Source organism: Sphingomonas phyllosphaerae, from assembly GCF_036946485.1.
Taxonomy (GTDB): Bacteria; Pseudomonadota; Alphaproteobacteria; order Sphingomonadales; family Sphingomonadaceae; genus Sphingomonas; species Sphingomonas phyllosphaerae_E.
Window position 1 is genome coordinate 577,011 of record NZ_JAQIJA010000006.1, and the last position, 15,460, is coordinate 592,470.

The window sequence follows — 15,460 nt, forward strand, 5'->3', positions numbered from 1 at the left end:
AGGAATTGAGACAAGTAACTGGGATTACATGCGGAATGTGACGCTACCGATGAAGGTGCGGCCATTCTTGTAGAAGGCCGACGGACGGTCGCGCGTGCCGTTGTACTGAATATAGGTTTCGTCGAGCAGGTTCTGCGCGTTGACCGTCAGCGAGATGTTCTTGGTCACCGCAAGCGAAGCCGAGGCATCGAGCTGGCTGTACGGCGCGACCGAGTCTAGCGAGTTCAGACGGCTCAGCGCACGGAAGTAAGACGAACGATAATTGTAGCTGACCCGCGCCTGGAACGGTCCCTTTTCGAAATAAGGAATCACGTTGACGGTGTGCTTCGACAGGTACGGCAAGTTCAGCGTACCGGTCACGCCGGGGATCACGTCGGTGGAGCTGTCCTGATAGGCGTAGTTCGCCTGCAGGCCGAACCCGCCCCAGATTTCCGCCTGACCGTTCACCAGCACGCCATTGACCTTCGCCTTGCCGGCATTGATCGGGCTGGACAGGCGATAGGTATCAACCACGCGGCCCAACAGCGAATTGTAGAAGCTCTGGTTCGCGATCGAGGTCGACACGATATAGTTGTCGATCTCGCGGCGATAGAGTTCGAGCGAGAGCAGCGCACCGGCGCGCGGGTAGAATTCTGCCGTGATTTCGTAGTTCGTCGACTGGTACGGCTTCAGGTTCGGGTTGCCGCCGCCTGCGTCCAGCGTGGTGTCGTTCTGCGAGATCGATGCCGCCAGATCCTGATAGCGCGGACGCGAGATCACCTTGGCCGCCGCGCCGCGCACGATGAACTGCGGCGAGATTTCGTAAGCGACGTTCAGTGCCGGCAGGAACTTCAGATAATCCGTCGCGGTGCTGGTCGGGACGGGCACGGGGTTCGGGTTCGCGGCGGTCGGCAGCGACAGCGCGTAATAGGAAACATCGCGGGTATAGACCAGGCGACCACCCAGGTTGCCGCGCAGGCCACCCTGGTCGAAGTTGACCTGCACGTAGCTGGCTGCGGTCCGCTCCTCGACGCGGGTCGAGGCGCCGACCTTGTAGAACAACGGCGTGTTGATGCTGTTCGCCAGGATGTCGATGACGGCTTCGCGCGGCAGGTTCAGATACTTGGTCGCGGTGCCCGAACCGCCGGTGCCGTCGAAGATCCCGTCCGGCGTGCTCAGCGTCGTCACGCCCAGCTGGTCGCCCAGCTTCGACGAGGTCAGGTACGTGTTGATGCCACGCGCGTCGATCTTGTTGACGTGATCGGTGATGCGCGCACCGATCAGGATCTGCTTGAAGAAGCCATCGCCGAGCGGAACGACCGCATCGAAGCCGCCGAAGGTGTCGCGATCGGTGGTGACGCTATAGTCAAGGCCGCCGATCTGCGCGGCGTTGAGCTGCGCGCCGTTGACGTTGTAGGGAACGCCCTCGATCGTCACCGGCTGGTTGCTCGGGTTGGTGAAGTAGTTCGCTGGGTTGGTCAGGTCGCCGGTGTAGTTGACCTCTGCCGAATTCGACGAGATCGCGTAGCTGAACGGCAGCTTGGTCTGGACGTTGAACAGATATTCGGGGTTGCGCCCGCCGGTCGCCTTGCTCCAGCCGCCGAGGAACGTCACCTTGGCGCCGTCGTCGCCTTCCCAATCGGCGAAGAAGTTCAGATTGTCGGTCTTCAGCTTCGTGGCGCGCACCAAAGTGTCGAGCTGCGCATTGCGCTGGCTGGTGGCCGCGCCGAACGTGGCGTTGGTGACGACGCCGTTCGAGATCGTCGCCGACTGCAGGTCCGCGCCGCTCCACGCACCCGGGATGGTGTACATCGACTGGCTGTAGTTGTTGTAATTGCCGTCGATGTGCAGCCCGTTCAGCGTCAGCGTCAGGTTGCTGGCCGGGCGATACTGCACCGTGCCCGACACGCTGGTGCGTTCACGCTGCTGCTGGAAATAGGCGTAGTTGATGCCGAACGGCGACGCTGCCTTATCGAGATCGGCGAGAGTGCCACCGCTGATCGTCGCATTCGGGTTCTTCAGAACGCGCTGGCCCGCGGCATTGGTCGTCAAGAACGGACTGCCCGAGCCATCGGCATTGTCGTACCCGAAGAATTCGACGCCGGCGCGGACCAGCTGCTGCTTGTCATAGGTGGCCGCGACGAGGAAGCCGAACGTCTCGTCCGCGTTCTTCCAGCTGTACAGCCCCGAGCCGCGGATGCTGCCCTTCTCGGAGCGGTCGTTGTAGGTGTAGCCGCCCGAAGCGAACACCGAATTGGCGTCCAGCTCCAGCGGTCGGCGCGTGCGCACGATCACCGTGCCGCCCAGGCTGCCGTCCTCAAGCCGCGCCTCGGGCGACTTGTAGACTTCCAGACGGTCGACCAGCTCGGGGGCGAGCAGCGAATAGTTGAAGGTCCGGCTCGACGGATCGTTGTCGTTGCCACCCCAATCGGCCGAGGCGAGCGCGTGGCCGTCGAGCAGCATCCGGTTCAGCGCCGGATCGGTGCCGAGGATCGCGACCTTCTCGCCCTCACCGAAGCGGCGGTCGATCGAGACGCCGGGAATGTGCGCCAGCGACTCGGCGACGTTGCGATCCGGGAACTTGCCGATGTCCTCGGCCGAGATCGCGTCGACGACGGCGTTGGCGTTCCGCTTCAGCTCGATCGCCTGACGAAGGCTGCCGGCATAGCCGGTGACGACGATGTCCTCACCGACGGTGCCGTCGGCCTGGGTGTCGGGCGCGGCGCTTGCCGGCGGCGTGGCGGGCGCCTGCTGCGCCTGCGCGCTGGTGGCGGCGAAGCCGACGATGGCGGTGGAAACCAGCATCATGTGACGCAAGCGCATACCTGAACCCCCTCATAAGCCCGTGGGCCGGGCACATTGATAAAATGGGCGGTGCATCAACGTAGTGCAAACTACGAACCACACCGGTCCTGGACTGGTCTTGTAACCAATCTGGGTCAGCTCGGACATAGGTTGTTACGAAATAGTTTCACGTACAAAAGCGATTTTCAGCGATTTGATCGGGAGTGTGGTTTTTGGGCGACATGGCCGCGTCGGCGATCTGTCGTTCCGGGGGCTGCGACGGGGTTGCGCGCCAGCGGGCTTGGGTTACGGTTGCCGTCAAGGGAAAGCCCTGCGCTCAAGCGGGGACAGGAAGGAACGCTGATGGCCTTTTCGGACGAGGTGGGACGGTTTCGGGAGGGCAATGCCGCGCCGCTCTATCTCCAGCTCCAACAGGTGATCCGCGAGGCGATCGACGGGGGCATCCTGAACCAGGGCGACGCGATCCCCGCCGAGCGCGATCTGGCGGTCGAATATGACGTGTCGCGGATCACGGTGCGCAAGGCGATCGGCGGGCTGGTCGAAGATGGATTGCTGACGCGGCGGCGCGGGGCGGGGACGTTCGTTGCCGGGCGGGTCGAGAAGAGCTTCTCCAAACTCTCGTCCTTCTCCGAGGACATGGCCGCGCGCGGCAAGACCGCGTCGAGCAGCTGGATCAGCCGCGTCGCCAGCACCGTGAACCCCGAGGAAAGCATGGCGCTGGGGCTGTCGCCGGGCGCGCCGGTGTTCCGCTTCCAGCGCATCCGCCATGCCGATAATGAGCCGATGGCGCTCGAGCTGTCGGCGATCGCGGGCTATTGCCTGCCGTCGGTCGAGGCGGTCGAGGATTCGCTCTACAGCGCACTCGACAAGGCCGGCAGCCGCCCGGTGCGGGCGCTCCAGCGGTTGCGCGCAGTGCCGTTCGGGCCGGACCATGCCAAGATGCTGGGCGTCGATGCCGGCCATGCCGGGCTGCTGATCGAGCGCCGCGGGTTCCGCCGCGACGGGCGTGCGGTCGAGTTCACGCGGTCCTATTATCGCGGCGATGCCTATGACTTCGTCGCGGAACTGTCGGACCTCTGACCTCCCGTCGTCCCGGACTTGATCCGGGACCCCGCTTCTTCTCGACGGTTGCGCCAAAAGCGGGACCCCGGATCAAGTCCGGGGTGACGGCTTATCGGGTCAGCGCCGCTGGATCCGCCACGAGCAGGTGCAGCGTGCCATCCGCAGGCCGTGCCACCGCGCGGACACCCAGCGCACGCAACGCCGCCTCATCGACCGACGCCGCGGTCAGCGTCACCCGCACGCGCCCCGGGTGGACGCTCGCCGCGCGCACGTTTGCCGCCCCGCCCAGCGCCGCCAGCGCCGGCTCGGACAGCACCACCGGCGCGTCGGTCGCGTCATCTACGACGTTGACCGCCGCGACCGTTACGCCGCCCGCCGCGAGTGCATCGCGGATTTCGACCGCGACGACATCGGCGATCGGCCCGAGCACGACCTGCAACGCGGTCGGCGAGGGGCGGATCAGCCCGCGCGCGCCGAGCGCCTTGAGCGCGGCATCGTCCACCGCCTGCTGGTCGCGGACGTTGAGCCGCAGCCGTGTGGTGCACGCGCCGACCTCGGTGAGGTTGGCCGCGCCGCCCAGCGCGCGCGCGAACGCCGAACCACGCTCGCCGACCGTGATGGTTGCGGCGGCATCACCCTCCACCGGCTCGCGCCCCGGTGTTTTAAGGTCGAAGCGCGCGATGAAGAAGCGGAACAGCCCGTAATAGAGCGCGAAATACACCGCGCCGACCGGGAGCAGCAGCAGCGGCCGCGTCGCGAGCCGGAAATTCAGCACATAATCGAGCAGCCCCGCCGAGAAGCCGAACCCGAGCTTCACCCCCAGCGCATCCATCAGCGCCATCGACACGCCGGTCAGCACCGCATGGACCGCGTAGAGGATCGGCGCGAGGAACATGAAGCTGAACTCTATCGGCTCGGTCACGCCGGTCAGCATCGAGGTGAGCGCGAGGCTGAACAGCATCCCGCCGATCGCCTTGCGCCTTTCCGGCAGCGCGGCATGGTACATGGCGAGGCAGGCGGCGGGCAGGCCGAACATCATCACCGGGAAGAAGCCGGCCATGAACGCGCCCGCGCTGGGATCGCCCGCGAAGAAGCGCCGCAGGTCGCCGGTGCTGCCGTGATAGTCGCCCATCACGAACCAGACGATGTTGTTGAGCAGATGGTGCAGGCCGGTGACGAGCAGCAGCCGGTTGAGCAGGCCGAACAGGAACAGCCCTGCGCCGCCCGACGCGGCGATGCCGTAGCTCAGCTGGTCGATCCCGCCCGCAATCGCCGCGAAGCCGGTGCCGATCACGACGGCGAGCACCAACCCGGCCAGCCCGCTGACGATCGGCACGAAGCGCCGTCCACCGAAGAAGGCGAGATATTCGGGCAGCTTGATCGTCGAGAAGCGGTTGTAGAACAGCCCGCCGACCAGTCCGGAGATGATCCCGGCCGGCACGTCGAGCCGCGCAATCGCCTTGGCCTTCCACGCCGCGATCGCCAGATCGGCGGACGGGCCGGTCAGCCCGGCGGTGACCTCGGGCGGGACGACCAGCAGCACCTTGGCCGCCTCGGTCGCGACGAGGAAGCAGACCACGCCCGCCAGACACGCCGCGCCATTGCCGTCGCGCGCGAAGCCGGTCGCGACGCCGATCGCGAACAGCAGCCCGAGGTGCGAGAAGATCGCGTCGCCCGCCGCGCTGACGAACGCGATGTCGAGCAGGTCGGGCTGGCCGAGCCGCAGCAGCAGCCCGGCGATCGGCAAGACCGCGATCGGCAGCATCAAGGCGCGGCCGAGCGGCTGGAGCGTGCCGAGGATCGACTTCATCGCGCAAACTCCCGTGCGAGGCGGCGGACGGCGGCGGCGTCCGGGCAGGCGAGCGCCGCGCGCGCATGGTCGCGCGCCGCCGACAGGTCGAGATCGCGCACCAGCGCTTTAATCTCCGGCACCGCGGCGGGCGCGACCGACAATTCGGTAACGCCGAGCCCGAGCAGGATCGGCACCGCAAGCGGATCGGAGGCGAGGCTGCCGCACACGCCGGTCCAGCGGTGGCGCAACGCCCCGCCGCGTACCGTCTCGCCGATCAGCCGCAGCACCGCCGGATGCAGCCCGTCGAGCGCGCCGGCAACCGCCGCATTTCCGCGGTCCATCGCCAGCGTATATTGGGTCAGGTCGTTGGTGCCGATCGACAGGAAGTCGGCCTCGGCGGCGAGCAGGTCGGCACCGATCGCGGCGGCGGGGGTCTCGACCATCACGCCCAGCTCGACGTCGCGCGCGCCGCCGGTCAGCCGGTCGAGGACTTCGCGGACCTTGAGCAATTCGTCGACGCCCGCGATCATCGGCACCATGATCCGGCACCGCCCGCGCGGCTGCACGGCGAGGATCGCCTTGAGCTGGTCTTCGAGAATGTGCGGGTGCGCGAGCACGACACGGACGCCGCGCAGCCCGAGCGCGGGGTTTTCCTCGCCGTCGATCGGCAGATAGGGCGCGGGCTTGTCGCCGCCGATGTCGAGCAGCCGGACGATCAGCGGCCGTCCGTCGAGCGCGTCGACCACCGCTTGGTAATCGGCGGTCTGTTCGGCGACATCGGGGGCGGTGTCGCGGTCGAGGAACAGCAATTCGGTGCGCAGCAACCCGCAGCCCTCCGCGCCGTTGCGCACCGCGACCTCGGCGTCGGCGGGCGAGCCGCAATTGGCGAACAGCTCGATCCGCGTGCCGTCGGCGGTGCGGCAATCCTCGCCGGCGCGGGCGAGCGCATCGGCGCGGCGCGTCGCGGCGGCGGCGACGCGGGCCTTCGCATCGGCGAGCAGGTCGGCGGACGGGGCCGGGTGGAGCCAGCCGGTACTGGCGTCGAGCACGACCGTCGTTCCGTCCGGGACCGCACGCAACGCGCTGCCAAGCGCGACCAGCGTCGGCACGCCGCGCGCGGCGGCGAGGATCGAGACATGCGAGGTCGGCCCGCCATGTTCGATCGCCAGCCCGGCGACACGGTCGAGATCGAGCGCCATGAATTGCGACGGCAGCAGATCGTCGGCCAGCAGGATCGCGCCCGCGGGCAGCGTCACCGCTTCCTCCTCGGCGCCCATCAGCCGCGCGATCAACTGACGTTCGAGATCGAGCATGTCGTCGGCGCGTTCGGCGAGCCGCGGGTCGCCACCCGCGCGCAAGGCGTCGGCCTGCGGGCGGATCGCCTCGCGCCACGCATGGGCTGCGCTGCCGCCACGCGTGATCGCCATCAGGGTATTCGCGATCAGCTTCGGATCGTCGAGGATCGCGGCGTGCGCCTCGAGGATCGCGCGCGCGCCGGCCGGGCCGGTGGCGGCGCGCTCGGTCAGCTCGGCGATCAGGTCGGTGCGGGCGGCTTCGAACGCCGCTTCCTCGGCGGCGACGCCGTTGCCGCTGGCGGCGACCGCCAGATCGGCCACCTGCCAACGGAACGCCGGGCCGATCGCCAGCCCGGGCGCGGCGGTGACGCCCGCGAGCGCGCCATCGGGCACGTCGCGCGGTGCCGGCGGGGCAGGGCGCGGCGGCGTGGGCGCGGCGTCTTCCTTGATGCCGTGGAGGATCAGCTCGGCGACCGCCTCGACGGCCGCTTGCGCCTGTGCGCCGGTCGCGGCGATCGTCACCCGGTCGTTATGCGCGACGATCAGCGACAGCAGACCGATCGGACTGGTCGCGCCGACCGGCTCGCCGTCCTTCGCCAGCGTCACCACCGCGTCGAAGCCGCGCGCTACCTCGGCGATGCGCGCCGCGGGGCGGGCGTGGATGCCGTGCGGGAGCGGCACGACGATCGTGCGCGTCGCTGCGGGACCGTCGCTCGCCGCCCGCTGCGCCTGCGCGTCATGCGCGGTCAGCGTCATCAGCGCATCGCCCTGCGCAACGATCGCGCCGCTCGCGCGGTGCGCGATCGTGAAGAGATCGCCGTTGGTGACGACGATCGGCGTCACCGCCGCGCGCGCGTCGCAGACGATCCGGTCGAGGTCGAAGCGGATCAGCGGCTGGCCGCGCGTCACCGCGTCGCCCGCCGCGACCAGCGTCTCGAAGCCCTGACCCTTCAGCCCGACCGTATCGAGCCCGATGTGGATCAGCAGCTCCGCGCCCTCGGCGGTGCGCAGCGTGATCGCATGGCCGGTCGGCTGCACCGTGACCACCTGCGCATCGCACGGCGCGACCAGCGTGTCGCCGGTCGGGTCGATCGCCACGCCGTCGCCCAGCATCCGCTCCGCGAACACCGCATCGGGTACCTCGTCGAGCGCGCAGGCCCAGCCGTCGAGCGGTGCGTAGAGCGAGAGGGAAGCCATGGCGTCTCCGGGAAACGATCGGGGTCAGGCGACCGGCTGCGCGCCGATCCAGGTGCTGGCGGGGTACAGGTCGCGGGTCAGGATCGCCCAGTCGGCGCGCTGCCCGACCGCGAGCGTGCCGCGTTCGTCGGAGAGGCCGAGGAACGCCGCCGGGCTGGTCGCCGCCAGCCCGGCCGCCGCTTCCAAGCTCAGCCCGAGCCGCGTCACCGCGCCGCGCACCGCGCCCGCCATGTCGAGGTCCGATCCGGCGAGCGTCCCGTCGGCACCGACGCAGCGCCCGCCCTCGACGTGGATCGGCTTGCCCTGCAGCACGAAGTCCTTGGTCTCCGCTCCGACGCACGGCATCGCATCGGTCACCAGCATGAAGCGGTCGGCCGGGCGCGCGCGGAGTGCGATGCGCAGCGCGGCATCGTCGACATGGAAGCCGTCGACGATGATCCCGCACCAGGCGCTGTCATTGTCGAGCGCCGCGCCGACCACGCCGGGCGCGCGGTGGTTCAGCGGCGACATGGCGTTGTAGAGATGCGTCACCCCGCTCGCGCCCGCCGCGAAGGCGGCGGTGGCGGTGGCGTAATCGGCGTCGGTATGGCCGAGGCAGACGCGCACGCCCGCCGCGACCAGCGCCGCGATCTGTTCGGTCGACACCCGCTCTGGCGCGAGCGTCACCATCACCCGCCCGCGCCGCGGCGCGGTGAGCAGCGCGAGCATGGCGTCGTCGAGCGCGCGGAACCGCGCCGGGTCGTGGATGCCCTTGCGCGCGACGTTGATGACCGGCCCCTCGACATGGATGCCGATCACCCCCGGCACGCCCGCGTCGATCGCGGCATCGACCGCATCGAGTCCGCGTGCGATCGCGTCCGGCGTGTCGCTGATCAGCGTCGGCATCGTCGCGGTGGTGCCGTAGCGCGCGTGCGCCAGCGCGATCGCGGCCAGCCCCTTGACGGTCGGCGTGTCGTTGAACAGCACGCCGCCGCCGCCATTGACCTGCGTGTCGATGAAGCCGGGCATCACCCAGCCGCCGTCGAGATCGGTCGCGCCGGCATCGGCCCCGGCCTCGATCGCGGTGATGATCTGGTTCTCGACCGTGATCGTCGCGGCGGACAGCGTGCCGCCGGGCGTGACGATCTGGCCGTTGGTGAAGCTGTGCCGCGTCATAGCGTGCGGGTGACCTTGCTCAGGTGGCGGGGTGCGTCCGGGTCGAGCCCGCGCGCGACCGACAGATCGTTGGCCATGCGATAGAAGCTCTGGATCGTCAGGATCGGCTCGATCGCCGGGTGATCGGCGAGCGCGGGCGGGTGGCTGGCGCCATCGGCGCGCGCATCGGCGAGCGCGACCCGCGCGCCGCGCGCCGCGAACTCCGCCGCCGCCTCGCGCACGCCGTCGCCGGCGACATCGGAGGTGGCGAAGGCGAGCAGCGGGAAGCCTTCGTTGACGATCGCCATCGGCCCGTGGCGGACCTCGGCGGCGCTGAACGCCTCGGCGTGGAGCGCGCAGGTCTCCTTGAGCTTGAGCGCGGCCTCCTGCGCGACGCCGAAGCCGAGCCCGCGCCCGATCACGAACAGGTTGTTGGCGCCGACCAGCAGATCGACCACCTCGCTCCAGTCGAGCGCCCAGGCGGCGGCGAGCCGGTCGGGGAGCGTATCGACCGCGGCACGCAGGCGTTCGTCGCCCGACCATTCGGCGACCAGCAGCGCCAGCGCGGCGAGCGCGGTGATGTACGATTTGGTCGCCGCGACCGACTTCTCCGGCCCGGCCATCAGCGGCACGACCGTGTCGGCGGCCTCGGCGAGCGGCGAGGTAGCGTCGTTGACGAGCGCGACGATCCGCGCGCCCGCCGCCTTCTGCGCGGCGACTGTGGCGAGCAGGTCGGGGCTGCGCCCGCTCTGCGAGATCGCGATGCACAACGGCGCGGTCGGGGTCTTCACCGCCGACTCGTACACCGACGCCACCGATGGCGCGGCGGAGGCGACCGGCACGCCGACGAACGTCTCGATCAGATATTTGCCATAGGTGGCGGCATGGTCCGACGAGCCGCGCGCGCAGGTGACCACCACTGCCGGCGGCGTCGCGCGCAGGTCGCGCGCCAGACCGCGCAGCGTGTCGCGATTGGTGGCGAGCGTCCGCGCCACAGCCGCAGCGGATTCGGCCGCCTCCGCGAACATCAACGTCTGATCGGCGTCGGGCATGTGGTGGCGCTTCCCTCGCGAATGGCGCGGACCCGGTGTGCCGCCCCCCTGTTGCAACCGGATTAAGTCATACATTGGTATTGTTCAAGTCTCTGCCGCGCGAAGCATCTTCGCCAGTGTTGCGACAGAGGCGACATCGGTGCGCCTGGCGACCGGCGGATCGAACCCGAAGCGCGCGAGCACCGGATCCTGCTGCGGCAGCGCGGCGCGGCACGAGGCATGGACCTCCGGCACTTCCGTGGCGAGGATCGCGGGCAACGTCGCCGCCGAGATGCCGCTACCCGCAAGGATCACGATCCGCCCGGCGGCACGTTCCACCAGCGTGGTCAGCATCGGCAGTGCGTCCACCGCCTGCGGCTGTCCGCCCGACGTCAGGATGCGATCGAAGCCCAGCGCCACCGCCGTCTCCAGCGCGGCGGGCAGGTCGGGCGCGAGATCGAAGGCGCGGTGCAGCGTCAGCGACAGCGAACGCCCGCGCGCCGCGCCGAGATCGCGGGCGAGCGCGATCCACGCCGCGAGCGTTTCCGCATCGAGCCGATGGTCGGGCATACTCGCACCGATCACGACCCCCGCCAGCCCCGCCTCGGCGGCGGTGCGGATGTCGTCGGCGACCAACGCGCGCTCGGCGGCGTCATGCACGAACCCGCCGGCACGCGGCCGCGCGAGCAGGTGGACGGGCAGGGGCGCCTGCGCGGCCGCGCGCACCAGCGAGGCGGGCGGGGTCAGCCCGCCGACGTCCAGCGCCGCGCACAATTCGAAGCGGTCCGCACCACCGGCGACCGCCGCGGCGATACCGCGCGAATCCTCGACGCAGACTTCGAGCAACCGGCGCGTCATGCCGCGAACAGCGACGGTGCCTTGTGGACGACGGTGCGCCCGGCGGTGTCGGTGACGGCGTAGGTGAAGCCGGGCAACAGGCAGAACGCCCCGACATTGCCGCGCGGATCGAGCGCGAGGAACCCGACCTGTACGCCCTTGATCGCGTCGCCACGCAGCTTGGCGATATGGCGGACCACTTCCTCGCACGCCCGCTGCGGCGAAAGGCCAGCGCGCAGCGACGCGACGACGCGCGCGCTGCCGGAGACGCGCGTCACTTCCTCGCCGACCCCGGTCGAGGTCGCGCCGCCGACGCCGCGTTCGACGTACAGCCCCGCGCCGACCTGCGGCGAATCGCCGACCCGCCCGCGCATCTTGAAGGCCATGCCCGAGGTCGTGCACGCCCCCGCCATCCGCCCGCCCGCATCGCGCGCCAGCAGGCCGATCGTGTCATGGTCCAGCGCACCGCCCGGCGTCACATGCCGCTGCGTGCCATAGGTGCCGGTCTCGCTATTGGCGACGGGCTGGTATTTCGCGGTCTTCAGCCAGTCGCGCCACGCCTGCTCGGCCTCCGGGGTCAGCAGCTTCTCCTGCGGAAAACCCTGATCGCGCGCGAAGCGCGTCGCGCCTTCGCCGACCAGCAACGTATGCGGCGTCTTCTCCATGACGCGGCGCGCGACCGAGATCGCGTGCGTGGTATTCTCCAGCGCCGCGACCGCGCCCACCCCGCCGGCATCGTCCATGATGACCGCGTCGAGCGTGACGTGACCGTCGCGATCGGGATAGCCGCTATAGCCGACCGAATGGTTGTTCGGATCGGCCTCGGGCACCTTCGCGCCGGCCTCTACCGCGTCGAGCAGCGTCCCGCCCGCCTTCATCGCCGCGAACGCCGCGTCGTTCGCCGCCGCGCCGAAGTCCCAGGTGGAAACGATCATCGCGGCGCCCCCGCGTGCTGCCGCTGACGGGCTCGCGGCCCCGATCGCCGCCATTCCCGCCAACACCGATCGCCTGTCCGTCATTCGGTCCGCCCCTCGCTTTGCTCGATGCCACCATGCACGTCCGGTCGGCGGTCGCAACGACAACCTGCATTGGTTCTGTGCGTGGGTCTATGCAGGTATTCACCGGCGGCACCTGCTACGCGCAAGACGGAGCGCAACCTTTCAGAGGGATCGATATCGATCCGCAGCAAAAAGGCCGCGGACGTCGCCCGCGGCCTCCTGCTTCATTCGCATCGTCATCGGGCGACGCCCGCGATGACCGGCGAGCGCAGTTCCTACCGCTGGGGCGCGCGACGGGCGAGAACCACCACCATCGCAAGCGTACCCAGAGCGCCGATCGCGCCGACACCGATCACCATAAAGCTCGGTACGTCCATTATCCTCTCCCTGCCGCATCGCGGCGGCTTTTCATTTTGTATGTGGGAGACTGTACTGAACGGGGCGCGGCTGCAACAGTTAAGTCAGTTTCGTATCATTATTGCGCGAGGGGTCATTCAAGATCGCTTTCGCTGACCACGATCGGCTGTGCATCGGCGTTGCGCGCCAGCGCCGACAACGCGGCATCGACAATCGTGTCAGAGAAGCGGTTGAACATGTCCACGGCATCGCCGTCGGGGGCGTCGCCGCTCAGCGCCTCCAGCACATCATATTGAACGGCAAACTCATATTCGTCGCCATCGGCCTCGCCACTGAACTCCACCTGACGCTCGTCGATGTTGTCGAGCAGCGTGCTCATGTCGATCTCAAGCCGGTCGATCGCCATTCATTCGTCCTTTCGCGTTGACAGCAGCGACAAAACGGCAGCGGCGACGATGTTCCCTCGGGCCGGCACGATGGCATTAACCATACTGGCGCGCGCCGCGCACGTCCGGTCGCAGCACGGATGGTTGACGGCATGGCGATGGATCAGCGATGCGTGCACAGGGGAGACAGGGACAACGGCCGCAGGTCGTTGATGTCAGAGGGAGAAAAGAACATGCGTCATCGTTCGATCATGCTCGCCGCGTGCGGCATGTTGATGCTGGGGGCCTGCGCCAAGAAGGCGCCGCCGGCACCGCCGCCTCCGCCGCCGCCGCCCGGTGCGGTCGCCGGCAGCCACGCCGCGGATCGTGACGGTGACGGGATCGTCGACGGCTATTACACGTCGGACGGGATCTACCACCCCTATGCGCCGCCGGCTCCGCCGCCGCCCCCGCCGGCTCCCACGCGCCGCGGGGAACGGGGCTGACCATTTGCTGGTCGGGAGGGTGGCGGTGCCACTCTTCCGTCGCCGGAATCGCGATCGTGCTGACGGTCGCCGCGCCACTGGCGTCGGCGGCCGTCGTCGCGCCGCGCGCTGTGAAGGCGGCGGTCGGCAAGTCCAAGGCGAAGGCCGTCGCCCGCAAGGCGAAGCCCGCCCCGGCCCGGTCCGCCGCCGATGTCGCGCGCGACCGCGCCGTCGCCACCCAGATTCGCGCCACGGCGGGTGGCTGGATGGCGCGCGTCTACGCCCAACGCAATTACGCGCCCTTGTGGACGGTCGGCGGACGGATTGGCGCGGCGGCCGATGCGCTGATCGCCTATCTGGGCGATGCCGATCTCGATAACCTCAAGCCCGCATCCTACGACGTCGCGAAATTGCGGCAGCGGATCGACACGGCGCGGAGCGGCGATCCCGCGCGGGTCGCCGCCGCGGAACTGGCGCTGTCCGACGTCTTCGTGCAGTTCGTCCGTGACCAGCGCAAACCGCGCGACGTCGGTATGAAATGGGCGGACGCGTCGCTGAAGCCGAAGCGTCCCAAGCCAGAAGCGGTGCTGCGCGCGGCGAGCTTCCCCAAATCCTTCGCCGGCTATGTCAAGGACATGGGCTGGATGAGCCCGCGCTACGTCGACCTGCGCAAGCTGTCGGCGCAGGCGCGACGCAACGGGATCACCCCTGCCGCGCTGATCCGGCTGCGGCTCAACCTCGATCGCGCCCGCATCCTGCCCGGCCCGTGGACCCGGCATGTCGAGGTCGATGCCTCGTCGGGGCGGCTGTGGTTCTACGAAGCCGGTGCGACCAAGGGCACGATGCGCGTCGTCGTCGGCACGCGCGAGACGCAGACGCCGATGCTCGCCGGTACGCTGCAATGGGCGATCCTCAATCCGTACTGGAACGTCCCCGATTATCTGGTACGCAAGAACATCGCGGCGAAGGTGCTCGCCGGGCGCACGCTGGCGTCGCTCCACATGGAGGCGCTCAGCGACTGGACCGCGCAGGCACGCCCCATCCCGGCGAGCGCGATCGACTGGCCCGCGGTGGCGGCGGGCAAGCGCGAGCTGCGGCTGCGGGAATTGCCCGGCCCGGCCAATTCGATGGGCAAGGTGAAGTTCCTGTTCCCCAATGACGAGGGCATCTACCTTCACGACACGCCGAACCGTGCGCTGCTGGCCAAGGACGACCGTCATTTCAGCAACGGCTGCATCCGGCTGGAGGACGCCCCGCGGCTTGGTCGCTGGTTGATGGGCAAGCCGCTCAGTCCGGGCAAGAAGCCGGAGCAGGCCGTCGCGCTGACCGCGCCGACGCCGGTATATCTGACGTATTTGACTGCCACCGGCGACGGTGCGCGCGGGCTGTCCTTTCGCGACGACGTCTACGGCCGGGATGGGTGAAACCATATCGTCGTTGCGCGCACGGCGAGGCAATGACGGACGGATTGGATCATGACGGGGTGAGGTGGAACGTCCCGTTGGTCATTGCTTCGCTACGCGCGCAATGCCGGATCAAGTTGACGTCATCCCGCTCTAGCGGCCCCCGGCCGGATCGAGCGCCGGCACCCGCCGCGCCGCTTCGGCGGGGTCGATCCCCGGACGTGTCGCGGCGGGCAGTCGCTCGTCGCCGCGGATCGCGCGGCCCGCGCGCTGGATCGTCTCCACCAGCCGCGGATAGATGCCGCAGCGGCAAATGTTCGTGATGCCGGCGCGGATCGCCTCGTCCGACGGCATCGGATCGCGCTTCAGCAAGGCGGCGGCGGCCATGGTGATGCCGGGGATGCAATAACCGCATTGCGGCACGTTCTCGGCGATCAGCGCCAGCTGCACGGGATGCGCCCGCTCGCGCGACAGCCCCTCGATCGTGGTGACGAACGTGCCCTCGACCGCGCGCAGCGGCACCTGACACGATCGGACCGCCTTGCCGTCAACATCGACGGTGCACGCCCCGCAACTTCCGGTGCCGCAACCATATTTGGTGCCGGTCAGATTGGACGCGTCGCGCAGCGCCCACAGCAGCGGCGTCTCCGGTGGCATCCGGTATTCGACGGCCTCGTTGTTGACGGTCAGGCGGGTCATCGGACGGGGTTATCGTCGCAC

13 protein-coding genes are annotated in these 15,460 nt (G+C 69.1%); 4 read left to right on the forward strand and 9 right to left on the reverse strand.

Translation table 11 applies throughout. The features are described 5' to 3' along the window. Window positions 1-24: 24 nt before the first annotated feature. On the reverse strand, window positions 25-2,784 hold the full coding sequence (locus tag PGN16_RS18410) for a TonB-dependent receptor (RefSeq protein WP_335310806.1): 2,760 nt from the start codon (window positions 2,782-2,784) through the stop codon (window positions 25-27). 342 nt (window positions 2,785-3,126) lie between these two features. Between PGN16_RS18410 and PGN16_RS18415 the strand changes: the two genes are divergently transcribed. Next, window positions 3,127-3,864, forward strand: a complete 738-nt coding sequence (locus tag PGN16_RS18415) for a GntR family transcriptional regulator (RefSeq protein ID WP_184034612.1) — start codon at window positions 3,127-3,129, stop codon at window positions 3,862-3,864. A gap of 91 nt (window positions 3,865-3,955) precedes the next feature. Here PGN16_RS18415 and nagE read toward each other — a convergent pair whose 3' ends face one another. The 6 genes from nagE to PGN16_RS18445 form a co-directional block, all read right to left on the reverse strand. Beyond that, on the reverse strand, window positions 3,956-5,656 hold the full coding sequence (gene nagE / locus PGN16_RS18420) for an N-acetylglucosamine-specific PTS transporter subunit IIBC (protein WP_335310807.1): 1,701 nt from the start codon (window positions 5,654-5,656) through the stop codon (window positions 3,956-3,958). Further along, window positions 5,653-8,130, reverse strand: a complete 2,478-nt coding sequence (gene ptsP, locus PGN16_RS18425) for a phosphoenolpyruvate--protein phosphotransferase (protein ID WP_335310808.1) — start codon at window positions 8,128-8,130, stop codon at window positions 5,653-5,655. Before ptsP ends, nagE begins: the two co-directional genes overlap by 4 nt. Before the next feature lie 24 nt (window positions 8,131-8,154). Then, on the reverse strand, window positions 8,155-9,285 hold the full coding sequence (nagA, locus tag PGN16_RS18430) for an N-acetylglucosamine-6-phosphate deacetylase (RefSeq protein ID WP_335310809.1): 1,131 nt from the start codon (window positions 9,283-9,285) through the stop codon (window positions 8,155-8,157). Next, window positions 9,282-10,316, reverse strand: coding sequence for an SIS domain-containing protein (locus PGN16_RS18435; protein WP_335310810.1), 1,035 nt, complete (start codon window positions 10,314-10,316; stop codon window positions 9,282-9,284). The genes nagA and PGN16_RS18435 overlap by 4 nt, the downstream gene beginning before the upstream one ends. Window positions 10,317-10,400: 84 nt before the next feature. Beyond that, a complete protein-coding gene (locus PGN16_RS18440; RefSeq protein WP_335310811.1) occupies window positions 10,401-11,153 on the reverse strand; it encodes a copper homeostasis protein CutC in 753 nt (250 codons plus the stop codon). Continuing rightward, window positions 11,150-12,151, reverse strand: coding sequence for a N(4)-(beta-N-acetylglucosaminyl)-L-asparaginase (locus tag PGN16_RS18445; protein ID WP_443019682.1), 1,002 nt, complete (start codon window positions 12,149-12,151; stop codon window positions 11,150-11,152). The genes PGN16_RS18440 and PGN16_RS18445 overlap by 4 nt, the downstream gene beginning before the upstream one ends. Window positions 12,152-12,385: 234 nt before the next feature. Between PGN16_RS18445 and PGN16_RS18450 the strand changes: the two genes are divergently transcribed. Beyond that, complete coding sequence (locus PGN16_RS18450) at window positions 12,386-12,643, forward strand: hypothetical protein (protein ID WP_335310813.1); 258 nt, start codon at window positions 12,386-12,388, stop codon at window positions 12,641-12,643. Here PGN16_RS18450 and PGN16_RS18455 read toward each other — a convergent pair. Continuing rightward, a complete protein-coding gene (locus tag PGN16_RS18455) occupies window positions 12,621-12,893 on the reverse strand; it encodes a DUF1488 family protein (RefSeq protein WP_335310814.1) in 273 nt (90 codons plus the stop codon). The genes PGN16_RS18450 and PGN16_RS18455 overlap by 23 nt on opposite strands. A gap of 213 nt (window positions 12,894-13,106) precedes the next feature. Here PGN16_RS18455 and PGN16_RS18460 point away from each other — a divergent pair, with 213 nt between their 5' ends. Then, the gene (locus PGN16_RS18460) at window positions 13,107-13,358 is read left to right on the forward strand and encodes a hypothetical protein (RefSeq protein ID WP_335310815.1); all 252 of its coding nucleotides are present in this window, start codon (window positions 13,107-13,109) and stop codon (window positions 13,356-13,358) included. 56 nt (window positions 13,359-13,414) lie between these two features. Next, entirely contained in the window at window positions 13,415-14,761 is a 1,347-nt protein-coding gene (locus tag PGN16_RS18465; RefSeq protein ID WP_335310816.1) for a L,D-transpeptidase family protein, read from the forward strand. A gap of 132 nt (window positions 14,762-14,893) precedes the next feature. Here PGN16_RS18465 and PGN16_RS18470 read toward each other — a convergent pair whose 3' ends face one another. Further along, window positions 14,894-15,439, reverse strand: a complete 546-nt coding sequence (locus PGN16_RS18470; RefSeq protein ID WP_335310817.1) for a (2Fe-2S)-binding protein — start codon at window positions 15,437-15,439, stop codon at window positions 14,894-14,896. Between the last annotated feature and the right edge of the window lie 21 nt (window positions 15,440-15,460).

Coding starts and splice junctions, on each gene's coding strand:
- PGN16_RS18410 (WP_335310806.1), bottom strand. CDS start 2,784: ATGCTGGTTTCCACCGCCATCGTCGGCTTCGCCGCCACCAGCGCGCAG.
- PGN16_RS18445 (WP_443019682.1), bottom strand. CDS start 12,151: ATGACGGACAGGCGATCGGTGTTGGCGGGAATGGCGGCGATCGGGGCC.
- PGN16_RS18435 (WP_335310810.1), bottom strand. CDS start 10,316: ATGCCCGACGCCGATCAGACGTTGATGTTCGCGGAGGCGGCCGAATCC.
- PGN16_RS18460 (WP_335310815.1), top strand. CDS start 13,107: ATGCGTCATCGTTCGATCATGCTCGCCGCGTGCGGCATGTTGATGCTG.
- PGN16_RS18455 (WP_335310814.1), bottom strand. CDS start 12,893: ATGGCGATCGACCGGCTTGAGATCGACATGAGCACGCTGCTCGACAAC.
- ptsP (WP_335310808.1), bottom strand. CDS start 8,130: ATGGCTTCCCTCTCGCTCTACGCACCGCTCGACGGCTGGGCCTGCGCG.
- nagA (WP_335310809.1), bottom strand. CDS start 9,285: ATGACGCGGCACAGCTTCACCAACGGCCAGATCGTCACGCCCGGCGGC.
- PGN16_RS18415 (WP_184034612.1), top strand. CDS start 3,127: ATGGCCTTTTCGGACGAGGTGGGACGGTTTCGGGAGGGCAATGCCGCG.
- PGN16_RS18450 (WP_335310813.1), top strand. CDS start 12,386: ATGACCGGCGAGCGCAGTTCCTACCGCTGGGGCGCGCGACGGGCGAGA.
- PGN16_RS18440 (WP_335310811.1), bottom strand. CDS start 11,153: ATGACGCGCCGGTTGCTCGAAGTCTGCGTCGAGGATTCGCGCGGTATC.
- PGN16_RS18470 (WP_335310817.1), bottom strand. CDS start 15,439: ATGACCCGCCTGACCGTCAACAACGAGGCCGTCGAATACCGGATGCCA.
- nagE (WP_335310807.1), bottom strand. CDS start 5,656: ATGAAGTCGATCCTCGGCACGCTCCAGCCGCTCGGCCGCGCCTTGATG.